11 protein-coding genes are annotated in these 13,230 nt (G+C 39.9%); 2 read left to right on the plus strand and 9 right to left on the minus strand.

What is annotated here, in order from left to right:
* The 3 genes from B3E92_RS00770 to arsC form a co-directional block, all read right to left on the minus strand.
* Entirely contained in the window at positions 1-738 is a 738-nt protein-coding gene (locus B3E92_RS00770) for a DUF1266 domain-containing protein (protein WP_286894885.1), read from the minus strand.
* Between the two features lie 33 nt (positions 739-771).
* Positions 772-1,419: a hypothetical protein gene (locus B3E92_RS00775; protein ID WP_286894887.1), complete on the minus strand. Its 648-nt coding sequence runs from the start codon at positions 1,417-1,419 to the stop codon at positions 772-774.
* A gap of 700 nt (positions 1,420-2,119) precedes the next feature.
* Entirely contained in the window at positions 2,120-2,473 is a 354-nt protein-coding gene (arsC, locus tag B3E92_RS00780; protein WP_286894888.1) for an arsenate reductase (glutaredoxin), read from the minus strand.
* Positions 2,474-2,658: 185 nt separating this feature from the next.
* Between arsC and B3E92_RS00785 the strand changes: the two genes are divergently transcribed.
* Together B3E92_RS00785 and B3E92_RS00790 are read left to right on the plus strand one after the other, a co-directional pair.
* A complete protein-coding gene (locus B3E92_RS00785; protein ID WP_286842605.1) occupies positions 2,659-3,567 on the plus strand; it encodes a helix-turn-helix domain-containing protein in 909 nt (302 codons plus the stop codon).
* Positions 3,568-3,649: 82 nt separating this feature from the next.
* The gene (locus tag B3E92_RS00790) at positions 3,650-4,651 is read left to right on the plus strand and encodes an aldo/keto reductase (protein WP_286894889.1); all 1,002 of its coding nucleotides are present in this window, start codon (positions 3,650-3,652) and stop codon (positions 4,649-4,651) included.
* A gap of 127 nt (positions 4,652-4,778) precedes the next feature.
* Here B3E92_RS00790 and B3E92_RS00795 read toward each other — a convergent pair whose 3' ends face one another.
* Genes B3E92_RS00795 through kdpA form a run of 6 tightly spaced genes read right to left on the minus strand, consistent with a single transcriptional unit; the run spans position 4,779 to position 13,168 of the window.
* Positions 4,779-6,515: a HAMP domain-containing sensor histidine kinase gene (locus tag B3E92_RS00795; RefSeq protein WP_070565433.1), complete on the minus strand. Its 1,737-nt coding sequence runs from the start codon at positions 6,513-6,515 to the stop codon at positions 4,779-4,781.
* Between the two features lie 24 nt (positions 6,516-6,539).
* Positions 6,540-7,661 (minus strand): histidine kinase, encoded by a 1,122-nt coding sequence (locus B3E92_RS00800; RefSeq protein ID WP_070565435.1) that lies wholly within the window; start codon positions 7,659-7,661, stop codon positions 6,540-6,542.
* Positions 7,662-7,721: 60 nt separating this feature from the next.
* A complete protein-coding gene (locus B3E92_RS00805; protein ID WP_286894891.1) occupies positions 7,722-8,807 on the minus strand; it encodes a porin in 1,086 nt (361 codons plus the stop codon).
* A gap of 47 nt (positions 8,808-8,854) precedes the next feature.
* Positions 8,855-9,421: a K(+)-transporting ATPase subunit C gene (locus B3E92_RS00810; RefSeq protein WP_070565439.1), complete on the minus strand. Its 567-nt coding sequence runs from the start codon at positions 9,419-9,421 to the stop codon at positions 8,855-8,857.
* Positions 9,422-9,446: 25 nt separating this feature from the next.
* Complete coding sequence (gene kdpB, locus B3E92_RS00815; RefSeq protein ID WP_286894892.1) at positions 9,447-11,456, minus strand: potassium-transporting ATPase subunit KdpB; 2,010 nt, start codon at positions 11,454-11,456, stop codon at positions 9,447-9,449.
* Positions 11,457-11,482: 26 nt separating this feature from the next.
* The gene (gene kdpA / locus B3E92_RS00820; protein WP_286894893.1) at positions 11,483-13,168 is read right to left on the minus strand and encodes a potassium-transporting ATPase subunit KdpA; all 1,686 of its coding nucleotides are present in this window, start codon (positions 13,166-13,168) and stop codon (positions 11,483-11,485) included.
* Positions 13,169-13,230 lie beyond the last annotated feature (62 nt).

Consider the following 13,230-nt stretch of genomic DNA (forward strand, 5'->3'; position numbering starts at 1 on the left):
CTACCATGCGATATTATTCCAAGGACTTCCTTTCTTTTCTTTAAGATACCCAATATACCTTTTCAAGTAAGATTTTCCAATTTTACTGTTTACACCAACTTGATCTTCTCCTTCCAGGAAATAATCTGAAAATTGCAACCAATCAATAAAATGCTTTCTCGCATATAGTGACAAACTCTTGAGAACATTTAATGCCACAGGTTTTGGTAAATATCCAACGTCCGTTGCGGATGTCGTAATATGACTTACTACAGCAACAACAAAGGCATTTACCCCTGATTTGGAGATATCCCAAATGGATGCATCAATTTTACCGTTTTTTCCCTCCAATGCGGTCCCTGTCTTTTCTATCCCAAGTAACGTAAAGTATGAACTCAACATTTGAAGACAAGTTTCTCTATCCGTTATACCAAAATCTCTCTTTAGCAATTTGATAAAATCACTTCTATATTGATCAATTCTTGGATAATTACCAAATTGATATAAGTGAATGGGATAACTACCATCATCTCCGGTACTTCCGAATACTGTAAACCAATCCCCAAAAACAATCACTCTAAATGCGGCTCCTAGCGCATTACCAAACTGTTCTTCATAAGGAATATTCAGAAGTATAGTGTTATCAGGTACTAAACTTCCCGCCCTTTTTTCCTCTTCGGCTTTCAAAGTAAGTTCATCTTTGGCTTCATTTACACCTTCCTTTGCCGCATTCAATAATTCTTTCAAAAATTTAAACATAACGGTATTGATATTAACTACTTAAAAGAAATCTTACTTACTATATTTTGCTACCAGCGCATAATCGTACGGGATTCTCATGGACAGCTCGCGTGCTTGCCAAATATCCCCTTCGGACGCCTGGTAGAAATCATAGGCATTTTTCAAGAAATTCTCGCCGTTTGGAGCTTCAACCCAATCTTTCTTCTCTCGATTGTAAAGTAAAATCATACAACTTACACAGCGATAATTACCTGCTGTTTTTGGGTTTTCAAAACAAGTTCCAACTTTAATATTAATCTTCTGATTGATTATCACATCGGTCAATTTACGAACTGTGAGATGAATTAATGCAATTTGTGCATCCTCATGATCGGGTCGTAACTTTGCTATTACTAATCGCCCAAAATCTGCTTTTTTAATTTTTTCGATTTCTAAAGCCCTAAATTCCGGCGATATGCGATTCGTATAGACCGGATATAGATCATCTTCGGCAGCCGTCACTTCTGTCGTCGTTACTTCGGTGGCTCCGGAAGCCAATAGCTGCTTATTTTTTTCGTAATTTTCCCAATCTGCTGCATCGTAGCTAACCCACTGCTGTATCTTATAGAGTAAGGTTTCCCTCTTGTTGACTTTTATAAAAAACGCTGCAATTAAAAATGAAACCAGCAATATGAACAGGATAATGAGGACTCTTTTCAAACTAAAAATATTTAATGAAGTATTTAAATCTGTAAAATCGTGAAAACATATCCCATGTTTTCATTGATCACCGTAAATCTGCACATAATTATTCATCCATTAAATCTGCAACCCATATTAGGTCAAAACTTAGCGATATTTGTAGCTTAATAATCAATATTTGAAAACAACATGACAATAGTTAATTTCAAATATTTTAACCAATTAAATACAAGTAGACTGTATGATTTCCGTATTTACTAGAGTAGGTCATAGACATCAAGGATAAAACTGAAATACATTGATACCAAATTGTATCTAATAACAGTTTTAAATCAATTTTTAGACAGTAGTCAATCATTGTTTATTCAGTCTACACTGAATGATCACTGAACAAGCACTGAGTAATCACTGAACAAGCACTTTCGAAAGTTAGAATCCGAGTACTGTCTGATCTTCCCTTTGTTGCCCTTGAAAATGATAAGAAAAAAATGACCAGCATATTGCATCCGAACACGTCAGCAAGCCCTTGATTAAGTAAACATAACCATAGATAGCCTATTTGACATCAATAAACTTAATTTGCTCAAATAATAGTCTGTTCAGATCACTGAAGATAAGTATGAGTTAGATCAGACAAATAGTTTAAAAATATCGAACAAGGCTGTCAATATATTCATAAAATGCTTCATAAAAAAGAAGTTACAAAGATCAAGCCAACTTATTGTTTAGCCAGAATGAGCGTTACAACTTTTTCAATAGGTCGACCAATTACGGCTACACCATCCTTTACAACGATAGGTCGCTCAATTAAGATCGGATACGCTAACATCGCATCGATCCATTGCTCATCGGTCAAATGAAGATTTTGGAATTTTTCCTGAAAAACAGATTCTCCTTTTCTGATAAGTTCCAAAGGTTTTAAATTGAGTTGTCCCAATAATTCAATCAACTGGTCTCTGGTTGGAACATCATTTAAGTACTCCTGCACTTCTATATCCACAGCTTGATGCTGTAGCACTTCCAATGCATTACAACTCTTGCTACAATTTTTATTATGATAAATTTTAATCATGGCCATAACATGTAAAGGGTATCTTTGTGATAAAGAAAAACAATTATTGGATAACGCAAAAATACGAACAAGATCACAAACAGTTTAAATAAAATACCATTAGCTAACCAAAAATTGGAATTCATTTTTGAGAAACTGATCCATTTATGACCTAGGATTGTTTCACTTTTTTTTAATTTAGTGATATGAAATCAGCCGAAAGTGTAACAGATTTTTACAAAAGGCAACCAGGTTTAACTAATTTGGATTTGCCGCTAAATAATACCGGAATTGGGCATTTCAATGTTTTCAGTAGAGAATCCTGTACTGTCGTATCTCCGTACAATCGCCGTGATTTTTATAAAACCTCCCTTATTATAGGGCGTGGAAAACTATATTACGCAGATAAGTGGATACAAATCGATAAACCGGCCATGTTATTTGCGAATCCGGTTGTCCCCTATGCTTGGGAACCGGAATCCTCAGAACAATCAGGATGGTATTGTATATTTACAGAGGAATTTATACAGCATAGTGAACGGATAGAAAGTCTAAAAGACTCCCCGCTGTTCAAGATAGGCAGCAATCCGATCTATTTTCCGGATGAAACACAATTAGCAGAAATTTCTGCAATCTTCCAGAAGATGATAGTTGAAATGAACTCAAGCTACGTTCATAAAGATGATATGTTGCGAAGTTATCTACATCTTCTAATTCATGAAACCATGAAATCGAGTCCCGCAGCGAGTTTTGGATCTTATACCAACGCTTCAACCAGGGTATCGGGACTATTTCTTGAGCTGTTAGAAAGACAATTTCCAATCAATACCCTTCAGCTTAGCCTACAGTTGAAAAGCCCTGCAGATTATGCTCATGCGCTTTCGGTTCATATCAATCACCTCAACAGGTCGGTAAAAGAAGCCACAGGCAAAACCACCAGTACACACATTGCAAACCGTGTGGCCCAAGAAGCCAAAGCTTTGTTGTTGCATACCAATTGGAATATATCGGATATTGCCTACAGCCTAGGATTTGAATATCCTTCCTATTTCACCAATTTCTTCAAAAAGCAAACTGGGATGTCCCCAAACCAAGTCCGAAGCGGTACTGTTTGAATTGTATAACAATCTGTTTGATTGTCTTAACTCCCTTCGTTTATTCCATGTGTACTTTTGTATTAAACAAAATGTCATTATTATGAAATATAGAAATCTTGGAACAACAAATGAAAAACTCTCTGCGATTGGATTAGGTTGTATGGGAATGAGCTTTGCATACGGACCTACGGACGAGAAAGAAAGCATTGCTACATTGGAAAGAGCATTGGACCTAGGCATTAATTTTTGGGATACCGCAGATATGTACGGCAACGGTGCCAATGAGGAGCTTATTTCAAAAGTACTTGTTCCCAACCGTGACAAAGTTTTTATTGCAACAAAATTTGGGTTTCGCTTTAAAGATGAAGTAGCAGGTCCAAGTGGTACGGCAAACACCTACTTCGATGGCTCGCCCGAATGGATAAAATTAGCGGTGGAAAAAAGTTTAAAACGCCTTGGAATAGATACCATAGATCTTTATTATGCACATCGCGTAGATCCCAATATTCCCATCGAAGAGACCGTAGGCGCTATGGCGGAATTGGTTAAAGAAGGAAAAGTGAGGTATCTTGGCTTAAGCGAAGCATCCCCCGCCTCAATCATCAAAGCAAATGCCGTACACCCTATAACTGCTTTACAGAGCGAATATTCGCTCCTTACACGCGATGTAGAAAAAGAAATCCTAAAGACTGTACGTCAATTGGGGATAAGTTTAATTCCTTATGCACCGCTAGCGCGTGGATTATTTTCAAATTCTTTAAATCTAGAAAATCTCGCTTCGGACGACTTTAGAAGAACCTTACCGCGTAATCAAGGCGAACATGCTTTGAACAATGCACAATTGGTCGCCGACTTCTCTCTACTGGCAAAAGATAAAAACTGTAGTCCTATACAGCTCGCTTTAGCGTGGGTACTGGCACAGGGAAATGACATCATTCCTATTCCAGGAACTAAAAAAAGAAAATACCTGGAAGAAAATGTGGGCGCCCTTGACATACAATTATCGAATGATGATTTAAAAACAATTGATGAAATACTCCATAAATACCCTAATATCGGAGCTCGATACAGCGAAGGTGCTATGGCTTTAGTTAACCATTAATCCATTTTTGAGATTATGAGTGGCTCGCCGGCACCACTTATAATCTCAAAAACTGTTCTCATCTGATCCAACTTTGTCGTGTTGTCATAATACACTATAGGAACAGACACCATCCGATTAGTATGTATTAATTATCGGGAATAGCAGTACGTAATGAAAAATAGAAAGAACTTCCTGCGCCATAATCACTTTCAACACCAATCTCGCCTCCTTGCGCTTCTATAAACTCTTTACTAATACTTAAACCAAGTCCTGTTCCACCTTTTTTGGACCCTGGTACACGGAAGTAGCGTGCAAATATTTTATCCAGATATTTAGGCTCGATCCCTTGCCCGCTGTCGGTAACGATAAATTTTGTTTTAAGTTCGTTATTTTCCACCCCTATACGAATGACCGAATCTTCATGCGAGTAACGTATCGCATTGGAAAGAAAATTGGTAAGAACCCAAGCAGTTTTCTCATTGTCAGCAAATATAGCTTTCACTTTGGGATCTACCTCGATAACAAAGTGTATATTTTTTTGATTCGCAGCAAATTGATTCGCCATGATAGCATATTCAATAATAGGCTGTATTTCTGTCGTATGTAAGTTAATTTGGATGGAACCACTTTCAACCTGGGTCATATTTAACAGTTCACCGGTTATTTGAAGCAGTCGGTTAGAATCCTCTTTTATTCCGTTTAACAAGGTGAGCTGTTCGGTATTCAGATGGCCTATTTGTTCATTTTCCAGCAATTGAACCCCCATCTGAATCGCAGCAATAGGTGTTTTGAACTCGTGAGAAACGGTGCCGATAAAGTTTGTTTTTGCAAGATCAAGTTCCTTAAATGGCGTAATATTCTTTAGGATAACCACCTGCCCAATAAACTTTGATTCCAGTTCACCAGTCGGCAAAACATTGATATCGATAACATCTTTCTCAAAATAGCTTTCTCTATCGTCCGCATAAATTTTAACAGCATTCTTTTCACGTTGCTCCACGGGAAGGAACAGGTCTTTAAAAATATCTTTAGCAAGATCATTTTCATCTGAAACCGCCAAAGCAGATCTTCCGAGAAGTTGATCTTTATGTAGATTGGTGATGCGAAGCGCTTCCTCGTTGACAAAAATAACACGTCGCTCTTCGTCGAAGCCTATCACCGGATCATGCATATGATCCACAAGAGACTCGATTCGACTTTTTTCCTTTAAAATTTTTTCAAGTTTACTTTCAGCGTATTCTTCAAGTTTCTCTGCCATGGAATTGAATGAAGCGACGAGTTCAGCAAACTCACCTCCGCTCTGTACCTGAATTCGTTCTTTGTAGTTCTGTCCTGCAATCTGTCGAATACTCGCTGTCAATTTTGCTATGGGATCAGCTATATTGGACGGCAAATTGACCAGCAATATAAAAGCAATAATAAAACAGAGTGCCCCAGCAAATGAAATGACCAAAATTGCATGTTCTGCGGTGCGATCCGCAACAATACTCTTCCTAGAAATTGCCGTCATATTTTGCTCCATTAACAAAGCAATATCCTTTCTGATGGACGAGATAATAGTGATGTCTAAGGGCTTATATTTCAGTTTTAAAAAATGTTCAGCAATCGCGTTCGTTGTTTGTTGCTCTCCGACTTCAGTAACATTTCTCCGTTGTTTGTCAAGGTTGACCTCGAAGTTCTTAAAAGCAGTTTTTTCAACAGGAATTTCCTCCAAAGCCAATAACATATTCTTGGCATACAGCAGCGTGTTGTAATTTGCTGTCAATATATTTGCGGTATCCTTTTTTAACCGGTTTACATACCAGCCGCTTAAAGTGGCGAGTAGAAAGATCATGAGAAAAAGTGATCCTACACCAAAGGTAAGTTTCGTTTTTATTTTCATCTTATTCACAATTTACCTTTATCATTATGACAATATAATCAGGTCGATGTCTTCGGTCGACAGTTGCGTCAGCAATTTGCTAAATGTATCCTTAGCAAGTAACATCCTTAAAAGAGATAATCGTGGTTTACCAATACAAACTGTGGTGATCTTGCGGAGCTCGCACAAAGCGATAATCTCTTTTGCCACACTATGACTTTCCACTTTGATAATTTCACCACCAAGTTCTGTCGCCAGCTTAAAGTTATTGATCAGGTGCCGCTGTTTATTTAAGGCTATCCGATCGCCACGCTCTTTTGGCAACTGTACATACAGCAGAAACCAACTGCTATTGTAATATCCTGCTAAGCGCGCTGTTTTTCTGATCACGTTTTTTGCTTTTATTTCATTGGAACTTATACAAGCCAGGAAACGCTCCTTTCGTACCCATCGTTGAGGTTGAACTTCGATCTCCACTTTACGTTGAACCTGGGAAGCCACTTCTTTCAACGCCATTTCCCGCAATTGCAAGATATGTTCGCTTTTAAAGAAGTTTTGAAGTGCTGCCTGAATTTTTGAAGCGTCATAGATCTTGCCCTCTTTTAGGCGGATGATAAGTTCTTCTGCAGTAAGGTCAATGTTAACGACTTCATCGGCGGAATCAATAACACTGTCAGGGACACGTTCTTGCACTTCAACCCCTGTAATCGCTTTAACCTCCTCGTTTAAACTCTCAATATGCTGGATATTTACAGCGCTGATCACATTAATCCCGGCTTCCAGAATCTCCATAACATCCTGCCACCTTTTGGTATTTTTGCTACCTTCAATATTGGTATGTGCCAGCTCATCGATAATGACTACCTCAGGATGTGAATTCAAAACAGCATAAAGATCCAGTTCCTCTAACTGTTTGCCTTTATAAAAAAGATGGCGTCGGGCTATAACGGGTAGACCATCCAGCAATTGATGGGTTTCCTTCCGATTATGTGTCTCAATATAGCCAATACGCACATCGATTCCTCCCTGTAAAAGTGTATGGGCATCCTGTAACATGCGGTAAGTTTTTCCGACGCCTGCACTCATGCCGATATAAAGTTTGAAGCGACCTCTTCTCGATTTTCGGATAAGGTCCAAAAAGTGTTCAGCGCTTTTCCTTTCTTCCATTTTTTTGCCTTTCATTTCAGAAAGTTCCTGCCGATCCAACACACGACAGGAACGATTGTTTTAAAAACTAACTGTAAGTGCTGTGACAGCCGTCAAACTATTTTTCACCAACTTATTTGTCCGATCAAGGAAAATAGCATCTTTATTGGTGAGATTACGTAGTTCCGTGCGCCAAACGACATTGGGAAGAATTGCATAATCTGCATTTAAAGAATAGCCAAACGTTTGAAAACCTTGATCTGTCGTAGTCGAAACGATTACACCATGCTTATCGTTGTAATATTCTCCTCTTGCTGTTAAGCTAAATTTTTCGGTCGTCGCATATCGTGCAATTAACACAGGCGTGTACCATACATTGTACGTTGAGCTACCTTTTGCTTTTTGTTCCGCTCCAATATCAAATCCGAATGTAATTCCCAGCTTTTCATTCATTTGATAAATGGCATATAGATTATGAAAATAGCGCATCTGTCTGACGCTATCCGCTTTATCACTGCCAATAAAAGAACCACTATTGATAGTCCATTTAGCTGTCGGTTTATAGACTAATTGATGTCCAAATGCAGGTAAACTGCTACCATCCACCCGTTGAATCCGCTGCCATCCGTTTAAAATAAGCCCGCTTAAAAATAGTTTTCCTGATGCGGATGTATAGGATATTTTTGCGCCGGTTTCAAAATAAGGGGAATTATCAGCAAAAATACTCCTTGTTACAGTCCAATTATCCTTTCCTATAGCGCTTTCAAAGCCCAAGTGGGATGAAAATATTCCAGCATCGATCCATAGATTATGTTTTTTCGAGATACGAACACCGGCATTCGCTTCGTAAATATTTTTTAAGACACCGGGTTCCGCACTGTAGTTCGCATTCATATATGTACCGACACCAAAAGCAAGATTTGCACGTGTATTTGTTGTTTCGTACGCAGCTTTTAAAAGTGCCAAGTTTATGTTTACTTCATTTGTTCTGTTGTGACTATATACAAAGCCTGGGCGTGTATTTCCAATTGGGTTGTTAAAGTCCCGAAGGTAATATGCTTCAAGGTAACCACTGATAGACAATTGGGTATTTTGAGTTGTATCTTGCTGTGCAAATAATTGTGTTGCTCCTGTGAGTAAACAGGCCAACATCGCTAGTTTTTTCATGTATATCGTTCTTGTAAAGTGTAAATCAATGACCCATCAGGTCAATTTTATTTTTCAACCATCTTGTCCAAAGCAATATTTAGTTCAAGGACATTGATTTTGCGAGGTCCAAACATATTCCATAGAGGGGTCTGAACGTGAGCATCAACGAGAGACTGTAAGCTATTTACCGATATACCTCTTGCTTTCGCAACACGATCGATTTGTATTTTTGCGGCCTCTACCGAGATATCTGGATCCAAACCACTGCCACTGGCTGTAACAATGTCTACCGGTACCTGTTCGCGTTTTACGGTGGGATTGTGGACTAAGAACGTATCAATACGGGCCTTAACTTCCGAAAGATATTCCCCATTAGAGGGTCCTTTGTTACTTCCTCCCGATCCTGCTGCATTATAACCAACAGCGGAAGGACGCGACCAGAAGTAATCATCACGCGTAAAGGCCTGTCCAATATTTCTGTAATACTTTTGCCCGTTGTACGCTAGCATTTCCCCTTTTCCATGATTAGGTGCTATCTGAGCTATTGCCCAAACAAGGGCCGGATATACAACTGACAGCAGGAGCAATAAAACTATTGTAATCTTTATTGCTGGATATATATGTGTTTTCATCTTTGCTTTAATTATTAAAAATGTATTAGATAAATAGCGAAACCAGCAGGTCTATGACCTTGATACCAATAAATGGAACGAGCACTCCACCAAGTCCAAAAACGAGCAGGTTTCTCCGTAACAATGCGCTTGCGCCTATAGGTTTGTATGCAACTCCCTTTAATGCCAAAGGAATCAGTAATGGGATAATAATTGCGTTGAAGATGACAGCCGATAGTATGGCGCTTTGTGGACTACTGAGCTGCATAATATTTAAACCTTGAAGCGCCGGTATTGCCGCAATAAACAGGGCCGGAATAATCGCAAAATATTTGGCAACATCGTTTGCAATACTGAATGTTGTCAGCGTACCCCGGGTCATCAACAATTGCTTACCTATCTCCACAACCTCGATCAATTTGGTCGGATCATTGTCGAGATCGACCATATTTCCAGCCTCTTTTGCAGCTTGCGTACCGCTATTCATTGCTACACCAACATCCGCTTGTGCAAGTGCCGGAGCATCGTTTGTACCATCCCCCATCATGGCGACCAATCGCCCGTCAAGCTGTTCTTTTTTGATATAGTTCATCTTGTCTTCGGGTTTCGCTTCGGCGATGAAATCATCCACCCCAGCTTTTTCGGCAATATATTTGGCCGTTAACGGATTGTCTCCTGTCACCATAACAGTCTTAATACCCATTTTTCGCAACCTTTCAAAGCGTTCATGAATCCCGGGTTTTATCACATCCTGCAATTCTATGACACCGAGTACTTGTTCATTCTCGGCTACGACCAATGGGGTCCCCCCATTTTGAGAGATAAGCTTTACGCGCTCATCTATTTCCTGAGGAAATAGATTTCCAGCCTTTACAATGATATTTCGAATAGCATCTGTTGCACCTTTACGAATACGTGTCTGTTCAAAGTCTATTCCCGAGCTACGGGTTTCGGCGGTAAACTTAATGAATGCCGGGTTTTCGACCTTATAGCTCGATGGGTTGACACCAGCCAATTCGACAATTGATTTCCCTTCTGGTGTTTCATCCGCCATGGAGCTCAATGTTGCTGCACGTACCAGCGCTTCTTTCATGACACCATCGGCGGGATAAAAATTTGTCGCCTTACGATTTCCGATCGTAATGGTTCCAGTTTTATCAAGCAACAAGACATCAATGTCACCCGCCGTTTCAACTGCCTTGCCACTTTTTGTAATAACATTTGCACGAAGTGCGCGATCCATTCCCGCGATACCAATCGCCGATAAAAGACCACCTATTGTCGTTGGAATCAGACAGACAAAAAGTGAAATAAACGAAGCAATGGTGATACCGACATTGGCATAATCCGCAAATGGTTTTAAGGTCACCGTTACGATAATAAAAACAAGTGTAAAACCTGCCAAAAGGATGGTTAAGGCAATCTCGTTAGGTGTTTTTTGGCGGCTTGCCCCTTCGACCAGTGCGATCATCTTATCCAGAAAGCTTTCACCCGGTTCTGTCGTTACCTGCACGACAATTCGATCGGATAAAACCTTGGTGCCACCTGTAACTGAACTTTTATCGCCCCCAGCCTCGCGGATCACCGGTGCTGATTCACCGGTAATTGCACTTTCATCTATTGTCGCCAACCCCTCGATAATTTCCCCATCCAATGGAATTACATCACCAGCCTGGCAAACAAAAACATCATTTTTTTTCAATTGAGCGGATGAAACGACCCCACCATCGCGCAGGGTTGCAGGAGTTTCCTCCCGAGTTTTCCGAAGACTATCTGCTTGCGCCTTTCCGCGGGCTTCGGCAATTGCCTCCGCAAAATTGCCAAACAGCAAGGTTAAAAATAGGATAAGAAATACTGTAAAATTATAACCAAGTGTACCTTGTGATTTTTCTCCGGTCATTATCCAAAGACAAACCACGGCCATAATCAACGTCCCGATTTCCACGGTAAACATCACTGGATTACGGAACATTATTTTAGGATTTAGCTTCACGAAAGATTGCTTTAACGCTTGTTGTACAAGCTCTTTCTGAAACAATGTTTGTTGACTGCTCATTTTTAGAATTCTTTAATTTTTACGTATTACATGGAAAAATATTCCGCAATTGGACCCAGTGCCAACGCAGGGAAGAAAGAGAGTGCTGCAATAATCGCGATCACAGCGAATACCATTAAACCGAATGTACTTGTATCAGTTTTTAGCGTTCCCTCGCCTTCAGGTATAAATTTCTTCTCAGCCAATAACCCAGCAATAGCAATTGGGCCTATAATCGGTATAAATCGGCCGAGTAACAATACGATACCCGTCGAAATGTTCCACCAAATGGTATTATCTCCAAGACCTTCAAAACCACTACCATTGTTGGCTGCGGACGAAGTATATTCGTACAATATTTCACTAAAACCATGGAATCCAGGGTTATTCAATGTAGAAGCACCTTGGGCTGGAAACGCTGTCGCAAGTGCTGTACCGACAAGGATTAGAAAAGGATGGGCAAGAGCAACAATCATGGCGATTTTCATTTCGCGCGCTTCAATTTTCTTACCCATAAACTCTGGTGTGCGCCCCACCATCAAGCCACTAATGAAAACGGCAAGTATAATAAAAATGAAGAAATTGAGTATCCCCGCGCCCACACCGCCATAAAAGGCATTCACCATCATGGCTATCAGTTCGTTCATACCAGATAAGGGCATGTAACTATCATGCATAGAATTGACTGATCCCGTCGAAATCATCGTTGTGACAATACTCCAAAAGCCGGATGCTGCGGCACCAATACGTACTTCCTTTCCCTCCATAGCCCCCATAGACTTATCAATACCCATCTGTGCGATCGCTGGATTTCCAGCCATTTCCATTTTTATATTTGGAATCGTCAGGATGATAAACCCAATGGTCATCACGCCAAACATCATCCATGAAAATTTACGCTTGCGAATAAAAAAGCCGAATGCAAATATCATCGCCATCGGGATAATAAACTGGGCAATCATTTCCACCATGTTGGTCAAATAATTGGGATTTTCGAATGGATGCGCACTGTTCGCACCAAAAAAACCACCTCCATTTGTTCCTAGATGTTTAATTGGAACAAAGGCAGCTACTGGTCCTCGACTTACCTGTACGGTATCTCCAGTAACCGTAATCATACGGTCCTTACCTTCGAATGTCATCGGCATGCCTTGGAACACGAAAATGGCAGCAACCAGGACCGAGATAGGGAGTAAAATGCGGGTGCAAGATTTCACAAAGAAATCGTAAAAATTGCCCAATTGCGTTGTTGTTTTATCCCTAAAAGCTTTAAAAATAACCACTGCAGCAGCCATTCCCACGCCTGCAGTCACGAATTGGAGAAACATGAGCCAAATTTGTCCTAGATAACTCACGCCCGACTCCCCAGAATAGTGTTGGAGATTACAGTTAACCAAAAAGGATATACTGGTATTAAAAGCCAAATCAGCAGTCATTCCAGGATTTCCATCTGGATTTAAAGGCAAACTTCCCATATTCATCAGGATAGCCATACTCAACACGAACCACACTAGATTAATTGTCAGAAGAGCAACGAGGTGCTGTTGCCAAGTCATCTGAACATTGGGATTAATTCCTGTCACTCGATAAAAAAAACGTTCCAATGGTTGAAACAATGGATCTAACCAGGTCTTTTCGTTACCATATACCTTAGCTATATATTTCCCGAGGGGAAGTCCGAGTAGTAATGTTACGATGAACATCACTATGATTCCAAGAATCTCTGTATTCATTTCTTTAATTGATTTGTATAAAAAGTGTATCATGATCAATCGTCAGCTAACTTTAAGCCCTT

It is taken from the genome of Sphingobacterium sp. UBA6317, from assembly GCF_002440385.1.
GTDB lineage: Bacteria > Bacteroidota > Bacteroidia > Sphingobacteriales > Sphingobacteriaceae > Sphingobacterium > Sphingobacterium multivorum.